Source organism: Micromonospora sp. NPDC048905 (assembly GCF_040649655.1).
In the GTDB taxonomy this organism is placed as follows: domain Bacteria; phylum Actinomycetota; class Actinomycetes; order Mycobacteriales; family Micromonosporaceae; genus Micromonospora.
Map to the genome: position 1 here is coordinate 136,331 of NZ_JBEZFV010000002.1, position 26,083 is coordinate 162,413.

24 protein-coding genes are annotated in these 26,083 nt (G+C 71.2%); 7 read left to right on the forward strand and 17 right to left on the reverse strand.

Features of this window, described 5'->3' with window-relative positions; genetic code table 11:
* Positions 1–5 precede the first annotated feature (5 nt).
* The 5 genes from AB0C01_RS05555 to AB0C01_RS05575 all read right to left on the reverse strand — a co-directional run bounded on the left by AB0C01_RS05555 (position 6) and on the right by AB0C01_RS05575 (position 5,435).
* Complete coding sequence (locus tag AB0C01_RS05555; protein ID WP_357239810.1) at positions 6–800, reverse strand: amino acid ABC transporter permease; 795 nt, start codon at positions 798–800, stop codon at positions 6–8.
* Between the two features lie 77 nt (positions 801–877).
* A complete protein-coding gene (locus AB0C01_RS05560) occupies positions 878–1,696 on the reverse strand; it encodes a basic amino acid ABC transporter substrate-binding protein (protein WP_357239813.1) in 819 nt (272 codons plus the stop codon).
* Between the two features lie 175 nt (positions 1,697–1,871).
* Positions 1,872–2,549 carry a hypothetical protein gene (locus AB0C01_RS05565; protein ID WP_357239816.1) on the reverse strand — a complete coding sequence of 226 codons (678 nt, stop codon included), beginning with the start codon at positions 2,547–2,549 and terminating at the stop codon, positions 1,872–1,874.
* Between the two features lie 157 nt (positions 2,550–2,706).
* On the reverse strand, positions 2,707–4,983 hold the full coding sequence (katG, locus tag AB0C01_RS05570) for a catalase/peroxidase HPI (RefSeq protein ID WP_357239819.1): 2,277 nt from the start codon (positions 4,981–4,983) through the stop codon (positions 2,707–2,709).
* Complete coding sequence (locus AB0C01_RS05575; protein ID WP_357239822.1) at positions 4,980–5,435, reverse strand: Fur family transcriptional regulator; 456 nt, start codon at positions 5,433–5,435, stop codon at positions 4,980–4,982. Before AB0C01_RS05575 ends, katG begins: the two co-directional genes overlap by 4 nt.
* Positions 5,436–5,636: 201 nt before the next feature.
* Between AB0C01_RS05575 and AB0C01_RS05580 the strand changes: the two genes are divergently transcribed.
* The 3 genes from AB0C01_RS05580 (at position 5,637) to AB0C01_RS05590 (ending at position 8,635) form a co-directional block, all read left to right on the forward strand.
* Positions 5,637–6,044: a YciI family protein gene (locus AB0C01_RS05580; protein WP_357240653.1), complete on the forward strand. Its 408-nt coding sequence runs from the start codon at positions 5,637–5,639 to the stop codon at positions 6,042–6,044.
* Positions 6,041–7,183 carry a sigma-70 family RNA polymerase sigma factor gene (locus AB0C01_RS05585; RefSeq protein ID WP_357239825.1) on the forward strand — a complete coding sequence of 381 codons (1,143 nt, stop codon included), beginning with the start codon at positions 6,041–6,043 and terminating at the stop codon, positions 7,181–7,183. Before AB0C01_RS05580 ends, AB0C01_RS05585 begins: the two co-directional genes overlap by 4 nt.
* A gap of 429 nt (positions 7,184–7,612) precedes the next feature.
* Positions 7,613–8,635 carry a glycoside hydrolase family 11 protein gene (locus tag AB0C01_RS05590; RefSeq protein WP_357239828.1) on the forward strand — a complete coding sequence of 341 codons (1,023 nt, stop codon included), beginning with the start codon at positions 7,613–7,615 and terminating at the stop codon, positions 8,633–8,635.
* 111 nt (positions 8,636–8,746) lie between these two features.
* Here the strand turns inward: AB0C01_RS05590 and AB0C01_RS05595 are convergent, their stop codons facing one another.
* The 8 genes from AB0C01_RS05595 to AB0C01_RS05630 all read right to left on the reverse strand — a co-directional run bounded on the left by AB0C01_RS05595 (position 8,747) and on the right by AB0C01_RS05630 (position 16,131).
* On the reverse strand, positions 8,747–10,237 hold the full coding sequence (locus AB0C01_RS05595) for a protein kinase (RefSeq protein ID WP_357570333.1): 1,491 nt from the start codon (positions 10,235–10,237) through the stop codon (positions 8,747–8,749).
* A 99-nt stretch (positions 10,238–10,336) separates the two neighbouring features.
* Entirely contained in the window at positions 10,337–11,230 is an 894-nt protein-coding gene (locus AB0C01_RS05600; RefSeq protein WP_357570334.1) for an SGNH/GDSL hydrolase family protein, read from the reverse strand.
* 122 nt (positions 11,231–11,352) lie between these two features.
* The gene (locus tag AB0C01_RS05605) at positions 11,353–12,027 is read right to left on the reverse strand and encodes a hypothetical protein (protein WP_357570335.1); all 675 of its coding nucleotides are present in this window, start codon (positions 12,025–12,027) and stop codon (positions 11,353–11,355) included.
* Between the two features lie 44 nt (positions 12,028–12,071).
* Complete coding sequence (locus AB0C01_RS05610) at positions 12,072–12,686, reverse strand: dihydrofolate reductase family protein (protein WP_357239840.1); 615 nt, start codon at positions 12,684–12,686, stop codon at positions 12,072–12,074.
* Positions 12,687–12,854: 168 nt separating this feature from the next.
* Positions 12,855–14,285 carry a non-reducing end alpha-L-arabinofuranosidase family hydrolase gene (locus AB0C01_RS05615; protein ID WP_357570336.1) on the reverse strand — a complete coding sequence of 477 codons (1,431 nt, stop codon included), beginning with the start codon at positions 14,283–14,285 and terminating at the stop codon, positions 12,855–12,857.
* A 160-nt stretch (positions 14,286–14,445) separates the two neighbouring features.
* On the reverse strand, positions 14,446–14,682 hold the full coding sequence (locus AB0C01_RS05620) for a multicopper oxidase domain-containing protein (RefSeq protein WP_357570337.1): 237 nt from the start codon (positions 14,680–14,682) through the stop codon (positions 14,446–14,448).
* Positions 14,679–15,131, reverse strand: a complete 453-nt coding sequence (locus tag AB0C01_RS05625) for a DUF6220 domain-containing protein (RefSeq protein ID WP_357239850.1) — start codon at positions 15,129–15,131, stop codon at positions 14,679–14,681. Before AB0C01_RS05625 ends, AB0C01_RS05620 begins: the two co-directional genes overlap by 4 nt.
* Positions 15,124–16,131 (reverse strand): carboxymuconolactone decarboxylase family protein, encoded by a 1,008-nt coding sequence (locus tag AB0C01_RS05630; protein WP_357239853.1) that lies wholly within the window; start codon positions 16,129–16,131, stop codon positions 15,124–15,126. Before AB0C01_RS05630 ends, AB0C01_RS05625 begins: the two co-directional genes overlap by 8 nt.
* Positions 16,132–16,274: 143 nt before the next feature.
* Between AB0C01_RS05630 and AB0C01_RS05635 the strand changes: the two genes are divergently transcribed.
* The 3 genes from AB0C01_RS05635 (at position 16,275) to AB0C01_RS05645 (ending at position 18,867) form a co-directional block, all read left to right on the forward strand.
* Positions 16,275–17,396, forward strand: a complete 1,122-nt coding sequence (locus tag AB0C01_RS05635) for a sensor histidine kinase (RefSeq protein ID WP_357239856.1) — start codon at positions 16,275–16,277, stop codon at positions 17,394–17,396.
* On the forward strand, positions 17,393–18,055 hold the full coding sequence (locus tag AB0C01_RS05640) for a response regulator transcription factor (protein ID WP_357239859.1): 663 nt from the start codon (positions 17,393–17,395) through the stop codon (positions 18,053–18,055). The genes AB0C01_RS05635 and AB0C01_RS05640 overlap by 4 nt, the downstream gene beginning before the upstream one ends.
* Positions 18,056–18,153: 98 nt before the next feature.
* Positions 18,154–18,867 carry a hypothetical protein gene (locus AB0C01_RS05645; protein ID WP_357239862.1) on the forward strand — a complete coding sequence of 238 codons (714 nt, stop codon included), beginning with the start codon at positions 18,154–18,156 and terminating at the stop codon, positions 18,865–18,867.
* A gap of 118 nt (positions 18,868–18,985) precedes the next feature.
* Here AB0C01_RS05645 and AB0C01_RS05650 read toward each other — a convergent pair whose 3' ends face one another.
* From AB0C01_RS05650 to AB0C01_RS05665, 4 genes are all read right to left on the reverse strand, one after another.
* A complete protein-coding gene (locus AB0C01_RS05650; RefSeq protein ID WP_357570338.1) occupies positions 18,986–22,765 on the reverse strand; it encodes a S8 family serine peptidase in 3,780 nt (1,259 codons plus the stop codon).
* On the reverse strand, positions 22,762–23,949 hold the full coding sequence (locus AB0C01_RS05655; protein ID WP_357570339.1) for a CU044_5270 family protein: 1,188 nt from the start codon (positions 23,947–23,949) through the stop codon (positions 22,762–22,764). Before AB0C01_RS05655 ends, AB0C01_RS05650 begins: the two co-directional genes overlap by 4 nt.
* On the reverse strand, positions 23,949–24,560 hold the full coding sequence (locus tag AB0C01_RS05660; protein WP_357240656.1) for an RNA polymerase sigma factor: 612 nt from the start codon (positions 24,558–24,560) through the stop codon (positions 23,949–23,951). Before AB0C01_RS05660 ends, AB0C01_RS05655 begins: the two co-directional genes overlap by 1 nt.
* A 277-nt stretch (positions 24,561–24,837) precedes the next feature.
* Positions 24,838–25,008: a hypothetical protein gene (locus tag AB0C01_RS05665; protein ID WP_357239871.1), complete on the reverse strand. Its 171-nt coding sequence runs from the start codon at positions 25,006–25,008 to the stop codon at positions 24,838–24,840.
* 217 nt (positions 25,009–25,225) lie between these two features.
* Between AB0C01_RS05665 and AB0C01_RS05670 the strand changes: the two genes are divergently transcribed.
* Positions 25,226–26,044: an MOSC N-terminal beta barrel domain-containing protein gene (locus tag AB0C01_RS05670; RefSeq protein ID WP_357239874.1), complete on the forward strand. Its 819-nt coding sequence runs from the start codon at positions 25,226–25,228 to the stop codon at positions 26,042–26,044.
* Positions 26,045–26,083 lie beyond the last annotated feature (39 nt).

Here is a 26,083-nt window from a genome sequence, read left to right on the forward strand (position 1 = left end):
ACGGGTCACCGGGCCTTGGCGTAGCGGAGTTCGAGGCGGCGTACCACCTGGGACAGCGGCAGGGTGATGATCAGGTAGGCGAGACCGGCCACCAGCAGCGGGGTCGCGTTCACCCGGTCGTTGAGCATGTCCCGACCGAACTTCGTGATCTCGATGGTCTGCGCCGTCACGCCCAGCACGTAGGCCAGCGACGAGTCCTTGGTGAGCAGGATGAGTTCGTTGGTCAGCGGTGGGATCACGATCCGGAACGCCTGCGGGATGACGATCGTGCGCATGGCGGTGAAGTGCGACATGCCGAGGGTACGGGCCGCCTCCATCTGCCCCTTGGGGACCGCCTGGATGCCGGCCCGGATGGTCTCCGCCATGTACGCCGCGGCGGTCAGGCCGAGACCGATCGCGATCGAGCCGAACACCCCGCCCGGGATCTCCCGCTCCGGAAAGGCGATCGGGATGCCGTACCCGACGAGGAAGAGCACCAGCAGCGCGGGCAGACCCCGGAAGAGCTCGATGTACGCCGTCGCCACCCAGCGGTACGGCGCGACCCGGGACAGCCGCATCAGCGCGAGGACGGTGCCGAACACGAGGCCGAAGGCGAACGCGCCAAGCGTGTACAGGACGGTGTTGCGCAGCGCGACGGTGATGATCGTCGGGAACATCGACTTGATGATGTCGACGCGGAAGAACGCGTCGGCCAACCTGTCCCAGTCCGCGGCGAAGAGCACCGCGGCGATGACGGCGATGAAGACCAGGTACTGGAGCCCGAGGGACAACCGCTCCCGCTGGCGGCGTCGCAGCTTCACGTTCGCTCGTTGCCTTCCCGGAGGTTTACCGACGCGCAGGGCACGCGGTTCGCGTGCCCTGCTGGGGGGAGCTTCGATCAGGCGCTCGGCCGCTTGCCGATCCACTTCTCGTAGATCGTGTCATAGGTGCCGTCCTGCTTGGCCTTGGCCAGCGCCTCGTTGATCTTCTTGAGCAGCTCCGGGTTGCCGTCCTTCTTCACCGAGAAGCCGTACTGCTCACCGGTGTCGAACTCGGCGGCCACCTGGAACCCGCCCGGGTTCTTCTTGAGGTACTCGCTCCAGACCGGCAGGTCGTTGATGGCCGCCTCGACCTGGCCGTTGGCGACGGCCTGCTGCTCGGCGGCGAGGTCCTCGAACTCGACGAGCTTGAGACCCTTCTCCGCCTCGAACTTCTTGGCGTAGTCCCGACCGGTGGTGGCCGCCTGGACGCCGAGCTTCTTGCCCCTGAGGTCGTCGAGCGTCTTGTAGGTCTTGCCGGTCTTCACCAGCATCGCCTGGGTGGCGTCGAAGTACGGGTCGGAGAAGTTCATCACCTTCTGCCGCTCCGCGGTGATCGTCATGCCGGCGGCCGCCGCGTCGCACTTGCCGGTGTTCAGGTCCTGACCGGACTTGATCCCCTCGAACGGGGTGTCGATGATCGTCTGCTGCACGCCCAGGTCCTTGGCCACCAGGTCCATGATCTCGACGTCGAAGCCGGTCACCGTGCCGCTGGCGTCCTTGGACTGGAACGGCGGGTACGGCAGGTGGGTGCAGACGGTCAGCTTGCCCGCCTCGACCAGCTTGACCCCGCTCGCCTGGACCTCACTGTCGTCCTTCTTGGCGCATCCCGCGGTTACGGCGAGGGCGGCGACCGCCACGACGAGTCCGGCCTGCCGAACAACGCTCTGGAACCTCACTGCTGTGTCCCTCCGGTTCGGCTCGCCGGTCACCGGAAGCCAGGTTGGTGCTGAGACTTGAGACAGGCGACGGTACCTGATTCGGCGAGTCAGGCCCAGATCGCGCCGGGGTCGTTCGGCCGGTGGGGCGAGCATCGGCGGTTGGAGAATCCGACACCCGGGCAGCAACGAGGCGTCAGCCGCCGGTGCCCTCGGGCGCGCCGTCCGGAGTGAAGGCCCCGCCGTCGGGATCTGTGCTGAGGAACACGTGTTGATGGCCGTGGCCGGCATCGACGCTCACCTGGTCGAGCTGGGTCGCGGCGACCGACCAGATCGTCACGGCCTCGGCCGCCTGCCGCGCGGTGAGGTCCAACAGGGCGGCGCGTTGTGCCGCCGGCACGCTGGCCGCCAGCGCGTAGGAGTCGACGGCCAGGCCGGCCTGCTGGATCGCCCCGCGCAGCCCGCCGCGCGCCACGTTCGTGGCGGTGCTGCCCGACGGTGGGTCGGCGAACGGCTTGGCGGCTTCCCGCATGGTCTCCTGCCACCGCCGGGCCTGCGCCGGATCCGGTGCCCGCCCGGCTGCCGTGTCCGCCTTGAGGGCGGTCAGGACGGGAGCCACCTGGCCGCTGACCGTGCGGGCCGTCTCCGTCAGCTGCACGATCTGCTGCGCGTCCCGCTTCGCGTCGGCCTGTTTGATGCTCGCGATGGACGCCTCGGTGGCGTCCGGACGGCCCACCTGGTAGCCGATCAGTCCACCCACCAGGGCGGTGACCAGTGCGATCGCCCCGGTGACCGCCACGAGGCGCGTGGCCCGGCGGCGACGCACATCGGGGTTGTCGGACAGGTAGGAGGGCCGGCCGGTGCGGCGCGCCATCGCATCTCCTCACATCGATGGTCTGTGGGGCCACAGGTTAGCCGCCACACGTGACGCCCGTCGATAGGGCCGCCGGCATCGAGGTGGCGGTGACGCCGCCCAGAGCCCGACGGGCCCCGGCCGATGGCGATCGGCGGGGCCCGTCGGTGTCCGACTGTCAGGCGATGTCGAACCGGTCCAGCTCCATGACCTTGGTCCAGGCGGCCACGAAGTCGGCCACGAACTTGTCGCGGGCGTCCTGGCTGGCGTAGACCTCCGCGAGCGCGCGCAGCTGCGAGTTGGACCCGAAGATGAGGTCAACCGCGGTGGCGGTCCACTTCACCTCGTCGGTGGCCAGGTCACGGATCTCGTACACGTGCTCGTCGGACTTCGACACGCTCCACCGGGTGCCCGGGGAGAGCAGGTTGGCGAAGAAGTCGTTGCTGAGCACGCCCGGCCGGTCGGTGAGGACGCCGTGCTGGCTGCCGCCGGTGTTGGCGCCCAGCGACCGCAGACCGCCGACGAGGACCGTCATCTCCGGCGCGGTCAGGTTGAGCATGTAGGCACGGTCGATGAGGAGCACCTCCGGCTGGGTCTTCTCGCCCGACCGCAGGTAGTTGCGGAAGCCGTCGGCCCGGGGCTCGAGGACCCGGAACGACTCCGTGTCGGTCTGCTCCTGGGTGGCGTCGGTGCGGCCCGGCCGGAACGGCACGGTCACCTCGACACCGGCGTCCCGCGCCGCCTTCTCGACGGCTGCCGAACCGGCCAGCACGATCAGGTCGGCGAGCGAGATCTTCGCGCCGCCGGCGGCGTTGAAGTCCCGCTGGATGCCCTCCAGGGTGGTCAGGACGGTCGCCAGCTGCTCCGGCTGGTTGACCTCCCAGCTGCGCTGCGGCTCGAGACGGATCCGCGCGCCGTTGGCGCCACCGCGCTTGTCGGTGTGGCGGAAGCTCGCGGCGGACGCCCAGGCGGTGGAGACCAGCTGAGCGGTCGTCAGACCGGAGTCCAGGACCTTCGCCTTGAGCGCGGAAACGTCGGCGTCACCCACGAGCTCGTGGTCGACGGCCGGCACCGGGTCCTGCCAGAGCTGCGGCTCGGCCACCCACGGCCCGAGGAAACGCTCGATCGGACCCATGTCGCGGTGCAACAGCTTGTACCACGCCTTGGCGAAGGCCAGCGCGAACTGGTCGGGGTTCTCCAGGAAGCGACGCGAGATCTTCTCGTACGCCGGGTCGACGCGCAGCGACAGGTCGGTCGTGAGCATCGTCGGCCGGTGCTTCTTCGCCGGGTCGAACGGGTCCGGGATGATCGCCTCGGCGTCCTTGGCGACCCACTGCTTCGCGCCACCCGGGCTGGTGGTGAGCTCCCACTCGTAGCCGAACAGGATCTCGAAGAAGCGGTTGCTCCACTGCGTGGGCACGTCGGTCCACGTCACCTCGAGACCGCTGGTGATCGTGTCGGCGCCCTTGCCGCTGCCGTGGGTGCTCAGCCAGCCCAGGCCCTGCGACTCCAGCGGGGCGCCCTCGGGCTCCGGGCCGACGTGGTTGTCGGCGACGGCGGCACCGTGGGTCTTGCCGAAGGTGTGACCACCGGCGATGAGAGCGACGGTCTCCTCGTCGTTCATGGCCATCCGGCCGAAGGTCTCGCGGATGAAGTGCGCCGCCGCGGCCGGGTCCGCGTTACCGCGCGGGCCCTCCGGGTTGACGTAGATCAGACCCATCTCGGTCGAGCCGACGCCGGCCGCCATCTCCTTCTCGGAGGCGTAGCGCTCGTCGCCCAGCCAGGTGTCCTCCGGACCCCAGAAGATCTCCTCGGGCTCCCAGACGTCCTCACGACCGAAGCCGAAGCCGAAGGTCTTGAAGCCCATCGACTCCAGGGCCACGTTGCCGGCGAGCACGAGCAGGTCGGCCCAGGAGATCTGCTGGCCGTACTTCTGCTTGACCGGCCACAGCAACCGCCGGGCCTTGTCCAGGTTGGCGTTGTCCGGCCAGCTGTTCAGCGGCGCGAAACGCTGCCCACCGTCTCCGGCTCCACCGCGGCCGTCCTCGATGCGGTACGTGCCGGCGGCGTGCCAGCTCATCCGGATCATCAGGCCGCCGTAGTGGCCGAAGTCAGCCGGCCACCACTCCTGCGAGGTGGTGAGGACCTCGGTGATGTCGCGCTTGAGGGCCTCGACGTCGAGCTTGGCGAACTCCTTGGCGTAGCTGAAGTTCTCCCCCAGCGGGTTGCCCTTGGACGAGTGGGCGTGCAACACCGAGAGGTCGAGCTGGTTGGGCCACCAGTCCCGGTTGGTGCGCGGACGACCGCCGGTCTTCGGAGTCGGCGAGTCGATCGCCGGGTTCTCGCTCTCGCTGCCGTGCGCGGTCACCGAGTCGTGCGCGACCGGGCAACCCGCGGCTGCCTTCTGGTCCACGCCCTGCGCACTGGTGGGGCCGTTGTCCTGGGTGTCGCTCATGTACTTCCTTCCGAGCTTGCGGATCTCTGGGGCATGCGTTCGGTCGCGCAGTCGGGACAGATGCCCCAGTAGACGACCTCCGCCTCGTCGATCACGAAACCGTGGTCGACCGAGGCGGTGAGACAGGGGGCGTGACCGACGGCGCACTCGACGTCGGCGATCGCGCCGCAGGAGCGGCACACGACATGGTGGTGGTTGTCCGCGACCCGGGACTCGTAGCGGGCGGTCGCGCCGGCCGGCTGGATGCGCCGCACCAGACCAGCGTCGGTGAGCACGCGCAGCACGTCGTACACCGCTTGGTGGGAGACCGTGGGATGATCCGCCCGAACCAGCGCGATCACCGCGTCCGTGCCGATGTGCGGGTGATCGCGCAACGCCGCGAGCACCGCCAGTCGGGGCCGGGTGACGCGCAGCGAGGCGGCCCGCAGTTGCGCCTCGAAGTCGACCATCACCCGGCGACACTAGCCCACTATTCTGGAACCAATCAAGTTTCCGCCGGTTTCCGCGCCGCCGTGTCGACCGATTTCCGCCGCGCTGCGCGGCGAGAGTAAAAATAGTCCGGGCGGCCGTGTCGAGAACCGCCGACCGGCTCCGTCCCCGGGGTGCACGTGGCCACGAACGGCCGTACCCGCACCCGCACCGAGGAGAACACGATGGCGAAGTACCTGCTGCTCAAGCACTACCGCGGCGGCCCGACCGCGGTCAACGACGTACCCATGGACCAGTGGACGCCGGAGGAGATCACGGCGCACGTGACGTACATGCGGGACTTCGCGGCACGGCTCGAGCAGACCGGCGAGTTCGTCGACGGCCAGGCCCTCGCCCCCGAGGGCGCCTGGGTTCGCTACGACGGCGAGGGTCGCCCGCCGGTCACCGACGGCCCCTTCGCCGAGACCAAGGACCTCATCGCCGGCTGGATGACGATCGACGTCGACAGCTACGAACGCGCCGTCGAGCTTGCCGGGGAGCTGTCCGCCGCCCCCGGCAAGGACGGCAGGCCGATCCACGAGTGGCTCGAGCTGCGCCCGTTCCTGACCGAGCCGCCCACCATCACGGAGTGAACGAGGCGCTGATCCGGAGTCTCACGCCGAGCGTGCTCGGGGTCCTCGTCCGCCGCGGAGCCGACTTCGCGGCGGCCGAGGACGCCGTCCAGGACGCGCTGGTGGAGGCGGTCCGCGTCTGGGCGGTCGAGCCGCCACGGGACCCGAAGGGCTGGTTGGTCACCGTGGCCTGGCGCCGGTTCCTCGACGCGACCCGGGCGGACGCGGCCCGCCGTCGGCGTGAGGACCTCGTCGACGAGGAGCCCCCACCCGGCCCCACCCCGGCGGTGGACGACACGCTCCAGCTCTACTTCCTGTGCGCCCACCCGTCGCTGACCCCGGCGTCCGCGGTCGCGCTCACGCTGCGCGCCGTGGGCGGGCTGACCACCCGCCAGATCGCCCAGGCCTACCTGGTGCCGGAGGCGACCATGGCGCAGCGCATCAGCCGGGCCAAACGCACCGTCTCCGGGGTGCGCTTCGACCAGCCCGGCGACGTCGCCACGGTGCTGCGCGTCCTCTACCTGGTCTTCAACGAGGGCTACTCCGGCGACGTCGACCTCGCCGCCGAGGCGATCCGGCTCACCCGGCAGCTCGCGGCCGCCATCGATCACCCCGAGGTGGCGGGGCTCCTCGCCCTCATGCTGCTGCACCACGCCCGCCGCGCCGCCCGGACGGGACCCGACGGCAACCTGGTGCCGCTGGCCGAGCAGGACCGCGGCCGATGGAACACCGCGTCGATCGCCGAGGGCGTCGAGATCCTCCAGGCGGCACTCGCCCGCGACCGACTGGGCGAGTTCCAGGCCCAGGCCGCCATCGCGGCCCTGCACGCCGACGCGCCCACCGCCGAGGAGACCGACTGGGTGCAGATCGTCGAGTGGTACGACGAACTCGCGCGGCTGACCGACAGCCCGATCGTCCGGCTCAATCGCGCGGTGGCCGTCGGTGAGGCCGACGGCCCGCGCGCCGGTCTCGCGGCGCTCGCGGCGCTGGACGACGCGCTGCCCCGGTTCACGGCGGTCGCCGCGTACCTGCACGAGCGCGACGGCAGTGTGGCGACGGCCGCCCGGCTGTACGCCGAGGCGGCCCGGAAGGCGTCCAACCTGCCCGAGCGCGACCACCTGACCCGCCAGGCCGCCCGGCTCAACGCCCGCCGGGGCTGACCGGGTGCCCGGCCGGCTCGGCACCTGTCGACCGCCGGACCGATTGGGGTCCGGAAAGTCTCCGGAAGTTTCCGAACACCGCTTCCGGCAGCCTCTTCGGTCAGTGCCACTCAGCCACGGGAACCAGGGCTTCTGATCGATTACTGACCTGGTTAGACATCGGTCCGCAGCAGACCTTCGGTCACCGCGAGGTTGCGGCTGTGTTTCCGAAAATTGTTGACAAGTCGACGGCCTGGTAAATACGGTCGCCATCGACGGGGCTCAATCGCCGTCAGCACAGTCACCGCGACCCACTCCTCCGGTCGTCGCGAAGAACGACCGGCACCACCACGCGGTACGACGCGGAGGGCCGTCCCAGGCCACCGACACACCCCGCGGGCCGTACCGCACTGCTGGCCCCCGCCAGCCGTCACCAGGAGGCACAGTTACATGACCGACACCAGCCACACCACACCGAGAAGGCGCGGCCGCATGCGGCTGCTTCTCGGCGCCGCATGCTCCGTCGTCCTGGCCGTCACCGGCACGATGACGGCCACCAACGCGTACGCCGAGGCCGACCGGACCCTCACCTCGAGCCTCACCGGCACCCACAACGGGTACTACTTCTCGTTCTGGAAGGACAGCGGCAACGCCAGCATGACGCTGCGCGCCGACGGCCGATACTCCAGCAGTTGGGACCGGAGCACCAACAACTGGGTCGGCGGCAAGGGTTGGGCCACCGGCAACCGACGGACGGTCAGCTACTCGGGCACCTACAACCCGGGCAACAACAACACCTACCTCGCCCTGTACGGATGGACGCGCAACCCGCTCATCGAGTACTACGTGGTGGAGAACTTCGGCAGCTACAACCCGAGCAGCGGCGCCACCCGGATGGGCACGGTCACCACTGACGGCGGCACGTACGACATCCTTCGCAGCCAGCGGGTCAACGCCCCGTCGATCGACGGCAACCAGACGTTCTACCAGTTCTGGAGCGTCCGCCAGCAGAAGCGTTCGAGTGGCACCATCACCACCGCCAACCACTTCGACGCCTGGGCCCGCGCCGGCCTGAACCTCGGCACCAACCACAGCTACCAGGTCATGGCCACCGAGGGCTACCAGAGCAGCGGCAGCTCCGACATCACCGTCCGGGAGGGCGGGGGCAGCAACCCGACCTCGGGACCCACCACCGGCAACCCGGGGACCGGCAACTGCAACGCGACGATCTCCGCCGGTCAGCAGTGGGGTGACCGGTTCAACCTCAACGTCGCGGTCAGCGGCACCAACAACTGGGTCGTCAGCCTCGGCCTGGGCGGCGGCCAGAGCATCCAGAACAGCTGGAACGCCTCGGTCAGCGGCACCAGCGGCACCGTCACCGCGACACCGAACGGCAACGGCAACAACTTCGGGATAACGGTCATGGCCAACGGCAACTGGAACTGGCCGACGGTCACCTGCCGTACCAGTTGAGCCTGATCAGAGTCTGACAGCACACCACTGGCGTGGCGGCTCCGGCCGCCACGCCAGTCCGCGTCCGGGTACCACGTGGGGCCGGGCGGCGGGATCGATGGCCGTCGTCGGTCAGCCCTGCGGCGCCGTGGTGCCGCCGGCTGCCGACTCCCCCACCGTCGGTCCCTCGGACGGGTCCTCCCCGGCTTCCCCGGACGGGTCCTCCGTCGGCCCCTGCGTCGACTCTTCCGCCGGCCCGCCGGTCGACTCCTCCGTCGGCTTGCCCGTCGACTCCTTCGTCGGTGCCGCCGTCGGTCCGTCCGTCGGATCCGCCGTCGGTTCCGCGTCGGCGCTCTCGGACGTGGCGGGGGTGGAGGCATCCACCCCGCTGTCGGCTGGCGGTGCGGACTGCCCTGCCGGCCCCGCGCCGGCGGGACGGGAGGCCGTCGGGGTCGGAGATCCGGAGGCGCGAACCGGCACGCCGGCGGAACTGTTCGTGGCCGGTTGGCCACCGCCGCCACCGGGGCCGGGGTCTCCCTGCGGCGCCACCGAGCGCGGCACCGCGGGAGGCGTCGAGGGTCGCCCGGTCGGGCCGGACATCATCCCGGTGGGATCGGCGAGCACCAGTACGGCAGCCCCGGCGGCCAACGCGCCGAACAGCACCGCGAGCGTCCGAGGTCCAGGGCCGGTCGCCCGACTCGGCGCGGCACCGACACCGGGCCGCCGCACGGCCGGGTGTGCCACACCGGCCTGGATCGCCGTCACCTCGGTGGCGGCCCGGAGCACCTCCGCGGAGGCGCCCGCGAAGGGCTGCGCCGCGATGGCCAGGTCCGCCGCCGACGGGAATCGGCGGGAGGGGTCCTTGGCCATCGCGGTGGCCACCAACCGCCGGACCGCCGCCGGGATGCCGTCGGGCAGCGGCGCGGGTTCCTCCTCCAGGTGCCGCAGTGCCACCGCGACGGCGTTCTCGCCCTGGTGCGGGGGCCGACCGGCGAGGCAGTGGTAGGCGACCGCCCCCAGCGCGTAGATGTCGATCGCCGGCGTCGTCTCGTTCTTCGAGACCTGCTCCGGTGCCATGTACAGGGCGGTGCCGACGACCTGGTTCGTCCCGGTCAGGCTCGCCGCCTCCGAGGTCACGGCAACCCCGAAATCAACGAGTACGACGTGCCCGTCCGGCTCAATGATCAGGTTGTTGGGTTTGACGTCACGATGGACGACCCCGGCGTCATGGGCGGCCTGGAGGGCACGGGCGGTCTGCGCGACGATCGACATCGTCTCGGCCACGTCCAGCCGGCCGACCTCGGCGATCCGCTCCGACAGGGGTTGCCCCTGCACACACTCCATCACGATGTAGGCGAGGACCGGCTCTCCGGACCGGGACACCTCGCCGTAGTCGTAGACCTGGGCGACACCGGGGTGACGCAGGGCCGCCATCGCGCGCGCCTCGCGGCGGAACCGCTCGCCGAAGCCGGCGTCGCTGACCAACCGGGCCTGCAGCATCTTGACCGCCACACAGCGGTCCAGGGTTTCGTCGACGGCCCGCCAGACGTCCCCCATACCGCCGCTGGCGATGCTTTCGACCAGGCGGTAACGGTCTCCGACGAGTTGCCCCATATCCGGCATGAGACCTCCGGTACCCCGGATCCGCCGATCCCAAGCACCCGATCGCCGACGCCGGCCCCGTCGCGGCGCGACGGGGCCGGGTCGCCCGGTTTCGAGCGGTCAGCTGTTCAGTCTGTTGAGCAGGGCGGTTGCCATGCCCTGTTCACCTCGGGCGTTCGGGTGGAAGGGGGCGGCCGAGTTCTGTGGCACCAGCCCCTCGATCCACCGGGTGCCGCTGCTCTTGCACGCGTCGCGCCCGATGGACGGGGCGTAGACGTCGGCGTAGGTGGCGCCGTTGGCGGTCGCCGTGCTCGCCAGCATCGCGTTCAGCGACTTCTCGACGCCGCGCAGGTACGGCACGTCCTGGTAGGCGATCGGAACGACCGGCCAGCAGCCGTAACCGCTGTCCGGCAGAATCGCCGGGTACCCGAGGACCACGACCCGCGCGTTCGGCGCGGCCTGCCGGACCGCCTGCAACACGGCCGTCACCTTCGGCGTGGCGGCGGTGATCCGTGCCTGCAACTGGTCGACGCCTCCGGCGGTGTAGCGGTTCTTGCACGGTGACCCGAGGGGGCTGCTGAGGCTCGCCTCCGCGCATTCGCCGATGATGCCGGAGAAGCCGATGTCGTTGCCGCCGATCTGCACCGTCACCAGGGCCGTGGTGGAGGTGACCGCGCTGAGCTGCGGTGGCAGCGTGCCGCCCAACGCGCCGCTGCCCCCGTAGAGGATGTCGTCGGTGGTGGCGCCGGAGCAGCTCACGTCGGCGAACGACGACGAGCCCGCGGCTGCGGCCACCAGTGACGGGTAGTTGCGGTTGGAGCGCAGACAGTTCAGGTCGACCTGGGTGGGGATGAGCGGACCTGAGGTGTACGAGTCGCCGAGCGCGACGTACCGGCCGGCGGGGACGGCGGCGCTGGCGGGTGTGGCGACGGTGAGCAGCACGCCGGCGGCGGCCAGGGTGAGTGCGGCCAGCCGGGTGGCTGCCCGCAGGCGGGGCAGGCGGGGACGGGTCATGACGCCTCCCAGAGGGATCACGGGGGTGGTGGTGCCGAGATCCTGTCGCCGACGACGACGAACGTCAATATTGATGACCCTCATTAATTGACGTTCCGAGGTGTGGGATGGCGCGGTGGTGCTCAGACCAGGGGCGCGTACCACTGGGCGCCGGTGACCCGGATCCGCCGGGCGGGGTCGCGATCCCACTCGACCCGCATGCCGTGCCTGCGCAGCACCGGGAACACGATGTCGTCCAGCAGGTGATCCAGGTCGGCCCGGTAGCTGGCCTGCTGCTCGGCCTCCGGCAGCTCGGCGAAGGCGGCCTCGTCGAAGCCGACAGTCGGGTAGGCGCCGTAGCCGAGGTAGACCTCCCCGTCCTCGCTGGCGACCAACCACCCGGTGTCCTGCTGGTGGTAGAAGAGATAGCCGTGCCAGTGCCGGGACTCGTCACACTCGTCATCGATCTCGGCGCTCGCGCAGCTGCCACAACAGCCGAAGTCCTCCCGGGCAACCACACCCAACTCGTTGAGCTCGGCGAAGGCGCGGGTGAGATTGCCGCGCACCTCACCCCACCCCCGCTTCTGCTCCTGCCGAGCAGCCAACGCCTTCGTGTACGCCGCGGCGAGCTCCTCGCCGGTAGCGCCGCAACGCTCGTCCTCGTCGTCGAAGACGTGGACGAACTCGTCGGCGTCGGTCACCCCCCGAACGATCCAGGCCCAGAGCGCGTCCTCGATCGCGGTGCGCCCCGGCTCGGGGATCCGATCGGTCAGGAACCGGGCGCCCTCGGGGCGGTCGTTGTGTGTCCATCCAGTCACGACGACGATCGTCACACGGGCCTACGACGTTCCCGCGACGGTGGCTACTGCCCGGCCGGCACCTGGTCCCTGACGTCGTCGTAGCCGGCCTTCCCCGGTGCCGCAGCCGGCGCGTAGATCACGCGCAGCACGCCCGTCGGAAACGCCTCGGTCGCCACCACCCGCAGGTGGTACGCCGTGTCACCCTCGTCGAACAGCTTGCGGCCCTTCCGCGCCGCCACCGGATGCACCAGCAGGCGCAGCTCGTCGACGAGCCCCGCGGCCAGCAGCTGCTGCACGACGGAGATGGACCCGGGGACGAGGATGCCGCGTACCCCGTCATCGGCCTTGAGCGACGTGACGGCACCGACGAGGTCACCGGCGATCAGCTCGGAGTTGCGCCAGGAGAACTCCAGCGGTTGGCGCGACACGACGACCTTGCGCACGTCCCCGAGTTGCTTGGCGAACGGTGCGTCCTCCCCGCCCGCGGCCTCACGCTCGGGCCAGGCGCCGGCGAAGCTGTCGTAGGTCTCCCGGCCGATCAGCAGCACGTCGGCGGTCTCGTAGTCCTCGGTGACGGCGCGGCCCATGTTCTCGTCGAAGTACGGGAAGTGCCAGTCGGGGTCGATCTCGGCCACCCCGTCGGCCGAGATGAACAGTGTGGAGATGACCTTTGCCATCGCGGGGAATCCCTTCAGCTCAGGTGATGTCGCAGGTAGACCGGCGCATCATCCCAAACTCTCCCGTCAGCGTCCGCCCCTCATGAAGACTTCGGCGTTTCGCGCCCGTGCCGGCGGACGGGGTGGGCGGGCTCGGCGTTTCGCCGAGCCCGCCCGGGATCAGGAGTGTCAGCGCTGGAGGGTGAGCAGACCCGGCCGGTACGGCAGGAGGCCGTAGTCGACGCCGTCGGAGCTGGGGGAACGACCCTGGTAGAGCAACTGGAGGTTGCAGGCGTCGACCGTCATCGTCTGGTCGGCGTTGGTGCGCAGCAGCTCACCGTGGCTGATGTCGTTGGTCCAGGTGGCACCACTGTTGACCTTGCCGGCGAACGGGTTGCTCTGCGTCGCGGCCTGCGGCGTCCACGTACCGTTGAGGCTGGTCGCCGTGAACGAGCGGAAGTAGCGGCCGGTCGAGCCGATCGCCTCGACGATCATGAGGTACTTGTTCAGACCCTTCAGCTTGTAGACCTGCGGAGCCTCGAACAGGTTGTTCTGTGTGTCACTCATGATGGTCGTGTAACTGCTGCCGAAGTTGCCGGGGAAGTTCCCGATCGGCATGCTGGCCCGGTAGATCTTGCCGTTGTCGCCGGCGAAGAACAGGTACATGTTCGTGTCGTCGGCGATGAGCGCCTGGTCGATCGGCCCCGTGCCCGAACCGGTGATGCTCCCGGTGAACAGCGTCTGCGGCGCCGACCAGCCGTTCGGGTTGGTCGGGTTGGTCGAGGTCCGGTACGAGAACGCCGGTCCACCCCACTGGTAGGCGAGCACCCAGATGTTCTTCGGCGCGAAGTAGAACAACGACGGCGCGACGGTCCCCGAGTTCATCCCGGTCTGGGTGGCCGAGGCCATCTGCGAGTAGTTGTTGAAGAGGCTGAAGTTCATCGAACCCCAGCGGTCCCCGAAGTCGTGCGTGGTGGCGTAGACCAACTGCTGGCCGTTGTAGGGCGCGACGGTGAAGTCCTTGAGCGACACCCAACCCGACTTCGGAGTCGCCAACACGCCACTCGACGACCAGCGGTACGTCGAGGGAAGGTCGCACGGGGTGGGCGGCGGGGTCGTCGGAGGCGGCGTCGTGGGTGGCGGAGTGGTCGGCGGCGGGCTCGTCGGGGGCGGGCTCGTCGGCGGCGGGGTCGTCGGCGGCGTGCCATCACCGCACGTCACGCCGTTCAGGGCGAAGCTTGTCGGCGCGGGGTTGCTGCCCGTCCACGATCCGTTGAAACCGAACGACACCGTGGCGTTGGTGCCGATCGAGCCGTTGTAGCTCACGTTCCTCGCGGTGACCGCGGAGCCGCTCTGCGTCAGCGACGTGTTCCACGACTGAGTGACGGTCTGCCCGGCCGCGTACGACCACGTCAACGTCCAACTTGTCACCGGATCACCCAGGTTGGTGATCGCCACGTTGGCGCCGAAGCCGCCCTGCCACTGCGACGAGACGGCGTAGTTGACCGAACAGCCGGCCGCTGCGGCACCGGCCGGCAGCGCCGCGACAACCGTCGCCGACACGAGCAGGGCAACGCCGGCCGACGCCAGACCGACATTGGTGAATCTGGATCTGGTCATAGAGCACCTTCCTGAGGGGACGGCGGCCATGCATTGGCGGCGGTCGCTGGCGCGGTCGCGTTTGTGAGCGTTAACAGGCCGCGACAGGTATGTTACGGGAGCGCTCCCATACCCTCAACCTTGAACTCACAACCTTCGATCCCCGGTGCCGCCCGGCGGATCACGAGTACCTGAGGTGCGTCGTCATGCCGGCGTCGGCGTGCGCCAGGTTGTGGCAGTGGTTGGCCCACACCCCCGGGTTGTCAGCCCGGAACGCCACCTCCCACACCTCCCCGGCCGGACGTCGAACGAGTCCCGCCACAGCGGACTGCCGGCCGCCGGCCGCGCCGCCCAGCCAACCGGCGGTCACGAGGACCGCGAGCACGAGATCGACCGCGAGCAGCGAGCCGGTGGTCATGCCGGCTCTCCGCTGCGGACGACGGCGCCGGTGGAGTCGGCCGACTCAGGGTCGGACAGCTTCCGTGCCCCCTGGAGGACGGCGACCACGACGTGTACCGCGATGATCCCGTTGAGGGCGTGCAGCCCAGCGATGATCGGGCCGAGCGGGGTGCTGACGCCCGCGGCGTCGGTGGCCGCGTTGGCGATCATGGCGAGGAGCGCCTGCACGACGACCAGACCGATCGGCAGAAGCGCCAACCCGATGAGCCGGCCCGACGCCCTGGCCAGTGCCGCGCACAGCGCGGTGAGCAGGGTGAGGGCCGGGATGACCGCCATGCCGTTGACGCTGTGCAGAACGTACGCGTCGTCGCCCCCGGGTCTGGCGAACCCGCCCACGGCGGCGAAGAGGAACTGCAGGACGAAGGAGACGAGCAACAGGGCGCTGCTGATGACGAATGCCTTACGCATGGTGGTCTCCCAGAGGGTGCGTCGAGGTCAGTGCCTGGGCGATGTGCTCGGTGGCGGTGATCGCCCCGAACGCGACAAGCCGCACGAGGTCGGCGTCGGCGGGATGGGAGAGCCGCCAGAGAGCGACGTCACCGACGCTTATCGCGCTGGGCGCGAACGCCGCCAGCAGGGCGATCCGCGTACCGACGCGGTCGGCACCCGGTACGTCCCGGACCAGGTCGACGGCCCAGTCCGCGGGCCGGGCCGGGAACCGCCCGTCCTCCCACCGCACGGTGGCCGTGACGGTCTGGCGTGCCACGTCGCCCAGCAGGTCCCCGCCGCGCCCGGCGGCGTCCGTCAGGGCCGCATACGCGACGCCGACCGGGCTGTCCCCCGCCCAACCGGGTGACGCCGTCGTGCCGGCGTCCAGGAGCGCGAGACTTCGGCCGGGTTCCTTCGGTTCCCGGGCCGCCCTGGCGGCGAGCCAGCCGCCGACCGACCGCACCACTGGGGAGCGTTGCAGTCCGCCGGGGAGCAGGTCGGGTTCGAGCAACGCGGACACGATCCGGTTGATGACGTGGAAGGCGAGCAGGGTGCCGGTGATCTCCGGGCGGTACGGGCTGGTCCAGCCGGTGGCCCTGGGGCTGCGGCTCGCCCGCGCCCAACCGACGAGCTCGGCATGCCGTGCCCCGGTCGGTGTCCCGTCCCGGACGACGGCCTCGGCGAGCTTCGGCTCGCCCAGCGCGTGCAGCAGCATCGCATGGGCGTCGACACAGAACTGACAGCGGTTGGCTTGGGACACCGCCGCCGCGACGAGTTCGCGCTCGACCCGGGACGCGTCCCCGGCGAGCAGGGCCTCGCGCATCAGTGCCCAGGTCGCGGCCAGCACCTCCGGCACGGCGGCGAGCACCTGGAAGGTGGGCAGTGGCCCGACGAAGTCGTCCGACATCTGCCGGTAGACCTCCGCGGTCCGGCCGGTCGCGGCCGAGGCTTTCACTGGGGTGGTGAAGCGGTATGTCATGGACTTGATGCTGGTGCCGGCGAGCTGGGAAAACGTCGTGCCGTCGCAGACACTTGACCGGGCGGCGCTACCGCGTCCGCGGTACGTCCGGTTACCGCGGTCGGTGGATGCCCCACCCGGACAACCCGTTCTACAGTTCGACAATGCGTCGCGACCTGCCGTACGCCCTCGGTGGCCTGGTCCTCGGTGCCCTCCTGCTCGGCAACGCCGCGCTCACCCCGGACGCCACGGTCGGGGCGCTCGATGTCGCCCTGGTGGTGGCCATGGCGGTAGCCGTGGCGGCGTGCCGGCGGTATCCGGTGGTGGCGCTGGGCGTCGTCACCGCCGCCATGCTGGCCGTCCACATCCGGGTGCGTCCGGGGGTCTCCGCCGCGTTCCCCGTGCTCGGCGCGGTGTACGTCGCCGGCTGGCGGGGGCACCGACTGGCCGCCGCCACCGCCAGTTTCGCCTTCCTCGGTGGGTTCCTCGCCCGGGACATCTGGTCGAGGCCGACCACCGGTCCCGCCCGGCTGATCGTCGATTGGACGGCCCTGATGCTTGGCTGGTTCGTGGCGGCCAACATCGCGGGGCTCGTGGCGCGGCAGCGCCGGGCGTACCTGGAGCAGGTCGAGCAGCGGGCGATCGAGGCCGAACGCACCCGCGAGGAGATGGCGTTGCGCCGCGCCGGGGAGGAGCGCCTGCGTATCGCCCGCGACCTGCACGACTCCCTGACCCACAGCATCTCGGTGATCAAGGTGCAGGCCGGGATCGCCGTGCACCTCGCCCGCAAACACGGCGAGCAGCCGTCGGCCACCCTGCTGGCGATCCAGGAGGCCAGCGGCGCCGCGATGCGGGAGCTGCGCACCACGCTTCACGTCCTGCGTTCACCCGCCGACGAGGACCGCGTGGGGCTGGCCCGGGTCGACGAGCTGGCCGAGCGGACCAGGGCGGCTGGCGTGCCGGTGCGGGTGGACGTCGCCGGTCAGCCCCGGGAGCTGCCCGACGAGGTCGACCAGGCCGGCTATCGGGTCATCCAGGAGGCGCTGACCAACGTGGCCCGCCACGCCGGCCCCGCCACCGCGCACGTCCACGTCGAGTACGCCCCGGCGCAGCTCACCATCTCGGTCGCCGACGACGGCCGGGCAGCACCGGCTCACCCGGTGACACCCGGCGTGGGGCTGCGTGGCATGCGGGAAAGGGTGAGCGGGCTGGGCGGCACCCTGCGTGCCGCCGCCGACGATGACGGTTTCACGGTACGGGCCACGTTCCCGCTGGAGCCCGCATGATCCGGGTCCTGCTCGCCGACGATCAGGCGCTGATGCGCGCCGGATTCCGCGCTCTGCTCGACGCGGAGGACGACCTGGAGCTCGTCGGCGAGGCCAGCGACGGTGCCGCCGCCGTCCACCTGTCGCGGCGTCTGCGCCCGGACGTGGTGCTCATGGACGTGCAGATGCCGGGGCTCGACGGTATCGAAGCCACCCGCCGCATCGCCGCCGACCCGGACCTCGCCGCGGTCCACGTCCTCATCGTCACCAATTACGGGCTCGACTCCTACGTCTTCGCCGCCCTGCGCGCGGGTGCCAGCGGTTTCCTGCTCAAGGACGCGGACCCCGCCGACCTGCTACAGGCCATCGCCGTCGTGGCCCGCGGCGACGCACTGCTCGGGCCGGCCGTCACGCGGACGCTGATCAGCGAGTTCGTGTCCGGCCCACCGCCGGCCGAGCCGGCGGCGGGGCGGGACGTGCTCACCCCTCGCGAGCGGGAGATCGTCGAGCTGGTCGCGGGCGGGCTGACCAACGACGAGATCGCCGCGCGGATGGTGATCAGCCCGTTGACCGCCAAGACACATGTGAATCGGGCGATGGCGAAGCTGCACTGCCGTGACCGCGCCCAACTTGTCGTGTGGGCGTACGAGTCGGGGCTTGTCACGCCGCGTCGTCGATGATCGTCAACGCGCTTCGAGGGCACCCGAAGGCACACGGGGTGGGGCCGACGCACTAGCATTGCCGCCGACCGACGACGGCTCTGCTGAAACGAGGCGACATGCGTTGGCTCCGGCGGTTGCTGGGCGGAAGGCGCGTCCAGCTCGATCCGGCACGACAGCAGGCGCTGCTCCGCGACGTGCAGCACCGGTACGGTCCCCACGCGCGGATCCGGTTCACCGAGCAGGTCGAGGCGCTCACCGCGACACTGGACAGCGACGACGGCCTGGTGGTGGCAGCCCAGATCGTGGGTCAGGTCGCCGACGAGGCGCATGTGGACCTGCAGTCCCAGGCACAGGAGATCCACCGACGGACGGGCCGGCGGCTGCTGGTGCACCGCCGCAACTACCGGCCGCTGTGGAAGGAGGCCGGTCCCGCGCTGCGCTGGCCGCTGTTCGCACTGCCGTCCGGCTTCCACCCGTACGCGCAGGTGGCCGCCGCTGTCACGGTGGTCGGCAGTCGGGCGCCCCGGCTCGACCGGGTGACCGACCCGAACCCGCTGCTGACCCGGGTGTTCGAGGTGCTCGACCTGACCACCGCCGGCTGGGAGTACGGCCGGGTGCGGGTGGACACCGACGCCGCCGCCCTGGCCGATGGGCTGATCTCCAGTGCCGGGCAGGTCCTCGTGGCCATGGACGACCCGCCGCGACTGCCGCCCGCCGTCCGTGAGCTGATGCGCCGCAACAACACGGTCGCCGTGCACGATCCGGCCGGGCCACGGGCCGTCGGCGGCATCAACCTGGGCGCGCGGATGCGGGAGGAGTTCCTGGTCTGAACGCCCCCGGGCGTTACGTGACCTGCCAGCGAGTCCGTTCGCGTACGGCCCGTTGCCCACGGGGTATCGGGCCGGAGACGGTGGGGATTCCGCACCGACGGAATCCCCACCCACCGCGTTAGCCGCCGACCCGGTACGCCCGGAGCACCGTCTGCTCCACGGCGTTGCCGTCCGCGTCGGTGGCGTTCGCCCGCAGCGACACGTGACCGGCACGGCGGTGTGGCACCAGCGCCAGCCAGCCTTCACCGTCCCGGCTGACCGGCACCGCGTGCCAGCTCCGGCCGTCGTCGTACGAGGCGGCGACAGTCACCGTCACCACCGGCCGCCCGGCCACCCCGTCCTGCCGGTGCACCGACATCCGCACCGGTCGGCGGTCACCGACCGACACGGTGTTGCGCAGGTCGACAGGTGCGTCGAGGAGCATTCCCAGCAGCGGCAGCGGCAGCCGGCCCGAAGCCGTGGCGGACCGGAAGGTCCACGACCCGCTGACCGTCGTGCTCGACCGCCAGGTCGGCGAGTGGTGCGTCGCCGAGGCGGTGAGCCGGTACGTCGCCGCTGCGGCCGGTACGGCGAACTGCCCCCGGCCGGGCTCGGCGACGGTGCCGAGAAGCTGCCCGTTCCGGTACAGGCTGGTGCTGCCCGTGGTGCCGTCATCGAACGCGTCAACGGGTCTCGGATGGCCGCTGGAGTCGCTGAACATCGGCAACATCACGTCGACAACGTCCCCCTGTCGGCTCACCCACGGCTTGCCGACGTTGTCCACGGTCGGCCCGGTCAACGCCGGCCCCACCACCGCCTTATCCCAACTGGTCGCCGGGTTGGCTCCCGGCCGCAGCCTCAGCTCCGTCCTCGCCACCGCCGGGAAGATGTCGTTTCCGAGCGAGATTCGCCAACTGCCCGGCGTGTAGTACTCGGTACGTCGCAGTGGCGCGAACACCGGGCTCGACGCAAACAACCCGTGGTACTCGTCGCCAAGCCGGAGACTCGCGCGGACCTGCCGTACCCCCTCGCCCGCGTCGTGGTAGCTGGTCAGGACGGCGGCCAGTTCCCCGGTCGTCGGCCGGTACGCCAGGTCCGCCGGGATCCCGCCCCGAACCTGGTAGCCAAGCTGGTAACGGTATGGACTGACCGGCTGCCCGGTCACGGTCGCGGTGAGTGTCCCCGCACCGGCGAGTTCGACGAATCGGTCGATCCCTGGGTATCCGGGTCCCGAGCTGATGGTCGGCAGGGCGAGTGGATCGCCCGCCCAACCGAACTGCCCGGTCGCCAGCAACACCATCCGGGCGCCCCGCTGCTGGAGCTGGCGTACCACCGGGGCCAGCGCGAACGGTTCCGCCTCGTCATTAGCTGAGGTGAGCACGGCGAGCGCGTCTGCCACGTCCACGTCGGGCAGTTCTCCGGTCGGACCGACCACGAGCCGGACGACCGGAAGTCGCGCGGTCCCCTCGAAGGGTGGTGTCGGCCCGGGCTTCCAGAGCCAGCCGACCCGAACCGGGAACCGTTCCGGTGCGGTCGCCGACAGTTGCAGCATCGGCCGTTCCAGAACCGCCATGTCGGTGAGGCTGAACTCCTCCGCGCTCACCCCGGGTGCGCTGCCCACCAGCACCTCGCCGAAGCCCGGTTCGACGATGTTCCCCATGCCGGTGTTGGTCGGGTCGCCAAACCACCGCCCGCCGATGACGATCTCGCGCAGCCCCTCGGTCGCGGCCGGCTGGTCGGCCACGCCCAGCGGTACCGCCCGGGCCCACCGGGCGTCCAGGGTCACCGTGGTGTCGTCGGCAAGCGTCAGACCCGGATAACCGAGTACGGCGGTCCGGAGCCCGCCGTTCGGCGGTGGCGGCAGATAGACGCTGGACAGCAGGGCGTACCGCCCGGCGGGCACCGACACCGAACCCGATCCCCACACGAAGTCCCGGAAACCGGCGTTCTGGGCGTCGATGCCGACGACCATCGTGGTGCCGCTGTCGCTGGGCCGGCCCTGCTGGTCCAGCAGTCGGACGGTGACCTCGTGCGTCTCGGCGGCCTGCCGCACCCCGACCGGGGTGCGGACGCTTGTCTCACCGGCGGTGGCGACCACGACCCCGCCGTACGTCCCGGCCCGCTGCCGCCCGGCGATCCGCACCGGGACGGCGGCGCTGCCCCGGGCCGGCACGGTGAGGGTCGTCGCGCCGAGCGTGGCCAGCTGTGGCGGGGCCGGCTGGCCGGCGGTGTCGGCCAGGCTCAGCGCCAGCCGCAGCGTGACAGGCGTCGACCCGTCGTTGCGGTAGGTCAGTTGCCGGGTGCCGCCCGGCGCCCCCCAGGGCAGATCCATGGCGAGGGACGCCACCTCGGCCCGCACCGGCTGGGTGACAGCCCGGGCCACGTCGATCCGACCGGCGCCGACGTCGAAGACCCGGGACTCCCGGGCCGGCGCGGCGGCGCCGACCAGGGCCGCCTTGAGCTGCGCACCGGTCCACTCGGGGTGCCGCTGCGCGAGGATCGCCGCCGCCCCGGCAACGTGCGGTGCGGCCATCGAGGTGCCGGAGAGTGGCACGTGGTCGGGGTGGCCGGCGATCCCCGGGTACGCCCCGGTCGCCCGGGCGGCCAGGATCGCCTCCCCCGGCGCGGCCAGCTCGGGTTTCGGTGCCCCGTCCCCGACCCGGGGTCCCCGGCTGGAGAACTCACTGATCCGATCGGCGGGGTCCACACTGGAGACCGCGAGGGCGGCGTCGGCGCTGGCCGGAGCCGACACCGGCGCGTACGCCCCCCGGTTGCCGGCCGCGGCCACGAAGAGGGTGCCGTGTTCCGCGCTGAGCCGGTCGACCGCCTGGCTGACCGGGTCGGTGCCGTCGCTCGGGCCGCCGCCGAGGCTCAGGTTCACCACCTTCGCACCGGCCTTCGTGGCCGCCCATTCCATGCCGGCGAGAATCCACTCCTCGGATCCATCGCCGGAGTCGTCGAGCACCTTGCCCACCGCCAGCTTCGCGTCCGGGGCGACACCGCGATGCCGACCGGCCGCCCCCGAGCCCCCGACGGTCGCCGCCACGTGGGTGCCGTGGCCGAACCGGTCCTCGACGCTCCCCGTCCCGGTGAAGTCCTGCGCCGCCGATACCCGACCGGCCAGGTCCGGATGGTCGGTGTCGTACCCGGAGTCGAGGACCGCGACCGTGACACCCCTGCCGGTGTAGCCCGCCTGCCACGCCGTGGGTGCGCCGATCTGCGGCACGCTCCGATGCAGGCTCGCCCGGTAACGGGCGTTCAACCACACCTTCCGGACGCCGCCGCGGATGCTCCGGGCCGCCGGGTTCGCCTGGCGGACCAGGTCCGCCCAGAACCGGGCACCCGTCGCCTTCGGCTGGTCGTTCGCGGTCAGGTTCAACCCGGGCAGCACCCGGCGGGCCCCCGTTCCCGCCAACGGGACCGCCCGCCGGGCCTGGCCGGGGTCGGCGTACTGGACCAGCAACGGCAGCACCGGACTGGCGTTGTCGTCGTAGCCCTGCGCCAACAGGCCGGTGACGTCGAACAGCCGCTCGTCGAGCAGGTCCGCCCGGAGCAGGGGTACGGCGTCGGTGGGGACCACGTACCAGGCGCCGTCACGCTGGTAGCGGGCGTACGAGACGGCCCGGGGCCGGACCGGAGCGGTCCCGTCCCGCCCGGCAGCCGGCGCAACCGAGGGTTCGCCCTCCGGATCCAGCCGGACCACGTCCCCGGTTATCAGCGTCACCGTGCCGGCGGTCCTCGGCACGCCCCGCCCGGCACCGGCCGTCGCGCCGTCGCCGACTGCCCGCGTCGGCCCGGCGGAAGGGGCACCGGCCGCCGCGTACGACGGCACAACCGTGAGGAGCGACGCCACGGACAGTGCGACGGCCAGTAGTCGCCGTCCACCGCCGACCCGGAACCAGCCTCTCCCGGCGGTCATCGGACCTCACCGACCCGGTCGACGATGGTGAACGTGGGCACCTCTACTGCCACCACGGTCCCGGCCGGGATGCCGCGCTCCGTCCGGATCTGCACCGAACGGAAGCCGAGCAGTTCACGCCCCGCGGCGTCGAAGACCAGTTCCTCCCGCTGGGCATCGTTCCCGGTCGACTCACCGTCGCGGCCGATCGCGACACCCTGCCGACCAGCCAGTTCGACCCGGCCCTCGACCCGTTCGACTCCGGGAATCAGTGCGACCGCCTGGTAGAGGGCCGCCCGAACGTCGGGAGGCACGATCGGGGCGACCTCCCGGAGCAGGTCCAGGACCCTGGTGAAGACCTGTCCGTCGGGAGAGTGCTTGTTCTGGTCGCCGACCGCCTCCCGCAGGGTGGCCAGTAGCCGGGCCGGATCGGTCGGCAGGCTCGCCAGGTACGCCGGCGTCGGCCGGTACACGTCGCCCGGGTCCCGGACCGCCGGGCAGCTCGCACAGTCGGCGGGCGGCTGGTAGTCGGGCGCCGGCCCGTACTCCTCGACCTCCGGCGGTGCGGTCAGGTCGTACCCGAGTTCGCGGGCGAGCTTGGCGTCGGCCGGGGTCAGCGGGGTACGGCTGACCCCCTCGGTGATGCGCGTCCGCGCCGACCGCAGGCCCTCCACGGTGGACCACATCTCGTGCCGGCGAGCCAGCCAGACCCTGGCCAGCGGCCCGGCGCCGTCGATATCGCCGATCAGCGACAGGGACCGTTCCTCGCCCACCCGGTAGATGAACTGCCCCGGCCGGGCCTCGGCGGCCCGGTCGAGCCGGGCGTTCGCGGCGACCAGCCGCAGCACCGTCCCGGCGTCGTCGCCGTCGCCGATCGGGACCGTGGCGGGGAGGCTGCCCACCCCACCCCGGTCCGGGCTGCCGGGAACCGTCGCCGGCCCGAGGATCGCCGGCACGACAAGCGCCGTGGCAACCGCAGCCGAGATGCCGAGCCCGCCGAGCGACACGTGCCACCACCGGGCGCCGAGCCGGCCACTGCGGCCCGCCGGCCGGATACGCACCGCTGCGAAACGGCGACGCCACGGCGACGCCACGGATTCGGCCCGAGCCTGCACGAGCAGGGCCGCCCGGGCCCGCGCCGTCGCCTCGGCGGACGGTGCCGGAGCCTTCCCCAGTACGTCGCGAATCATCCGCACGTCGTCCATCACAGGTCCCCCAGGTCTCGATCGTGGCCGCTCGGATCGGTGTCGCCAAGCGCCTCGCGCACCTTGCGACGCGCCCGGCTGAGCCGGGAACAGACCGTGCCGTACGGAATTTCCAGGGCTGCCGCGACCTCGTGATAGGTGAGTTCGCCGAGCGCGACGAGCAGGAGTACGTCCCGGTCCCGGGCCGAGAGTGAGGCCAGTGCCCTGGCCAGATCGCGGTGCACGCTCTGCGCACTGACCATCGCGGTGATCCGCTCGTCGTGACCGACGACGGACTGGTCCTGCGGTGCCCGGGCCATTGCCCGGTAGCGCCGCTGCTCGCTACGCCGCTGGCGGCGGACGAGGTTCGTGGCGATGCCGTACAGCCACGCCCGGACGTGCCCGCCCGGTGCGTGCTCGGCCGGGGCACCGTCGCCGGCGGGGTCTCCCGCATCGAATCGGGTCCGTTTGGCGAAGGCGATCAGGAAGGTCTCCGCCGCCAGGTCGTCGGCGGCGGTCGGGCCGAGCCGGTTCGCGGCGAACCGGTGGATCTCCGGGTAGTACCTGTCGAAGAGCAGCGCGAACCTCTCCGGCTCGGCGCGCGACAGCCTGATCAGGACGACGTCGGCCACCGCGCCGAGGTCGTCGGGCGGGTCGGTGCCGGCCCGGGAGCCGGGAGCGACCGCACACACGGGTGGCCCGGTCACGAGAGGGTTCCAGTCATGGATCGTTGTCCTCCAGGGAGCGTCATGCGTCTGACACCCCTCTACGCCCGATGACAGCGATCCCCTTCACGCCCGGCGCCGGCTATCCGGAATCCATCGTGCAACCCCGCCACCTGGCGCACGGTTCCACGCTTCCTTCTTAGACGTCGAGCGCAGCCATCCCCGGTTGCGAACCCGCACGCTCTCAGGCCATCGCGCGCAAACTGGACCGCGCCGGCTGCACACGCCGTTGGACGCGCAACCCGGCCCCCAGGACGTAGAGGTCGCGCTTGGCCGTGGCCAGCCCCTTCGCGTCGAGCACGTACCCGGTGAGCCAGATCCAGTCGTTGTACGGGTCGGTCTCGCCGACAGACACCAGACGCAGTATCAACGCCCGGTCCCCCGAGAACTGCACCGAGCAGGCCGCCCCGGTCAGCACGACCTCGGCATGGCGGCGATCGACAACACCGTCGCCGGTCTGCGGCTAGCGGCCACCGGAATGTCGAACCGCAACGCCCGCTCGCCGGCATGGAGCGGGTATTCCTCGCGCCACCCGTCTCCGAGTGGTGACGCGGTGAGGCAGCATGACCGTCATGCAGACGGTTGTCGCGATCCGGCGTTACCCGCTCAAGAGCGCCCGGGGGGAGGCACTCACCGCGGCCGACGTCGAGCAGACCGGTCTGCGCGGCGACCGGACGTGGGCCTGTATCGACCGCGGCGACGGGACGGTCGGCAGCGCCAAACACCCACGACGATGGGGGCGCCTGCTCGATGTCGGCACGAGCATGCGGGACGACGCCCCGGAGACGACCCTGACGCTGCACGTCGACGGCACATCGGTGCCAGCCGGAAGCGCGGCGGCAGATGCCGCGCTCAGCAAGCACCTGGGCCGCCCGGTGCGGTCGAGCCGCGAGTTGCCGCCCGACGCGAGACTGCACCGGACGTTGCCTGACGACGTAGGCATGGTGCCCGATTGGATGGACGGCGCCCGGCCCGGTCAGGACACCATCACGGCGATCGCGGGCGCGGGGCGGGTGGGCCGGTTCGTCGACTTCGGCGCCGTTCACATCGTGACCACCGGCGCGCTGTCTCTGCTGGGTGGGCGCATGGGAGGTGGCAGTGTGGCCGCGACGCGGTTTCGTCCGAACCTGGTCATCGACGCACCGCGTGACCCGGAACCGGGGCAGGAACTTCGCCTGGGCGATGTCGTCCTCCGGGTGGTCCTGCCCACCCCGAGGTGCATCGTCCCCGGGCTTTCCCAGGCCGAACTACCGGCTGACCTCTCGGTGCTGAGCGCCCTGGCCCGGCACTACCGCATCCCGGTGGCCGGGCTCGGGCGGGCAGCCTGCTTCGGGACCTACGCCGATGTCGTCCAGCCAGGCCGATTCCGACTGGGGCAGGTCGTTCGTTGACGCTGATTGCCCGCCGCCGAAAACCGATTGGTCCCTGTT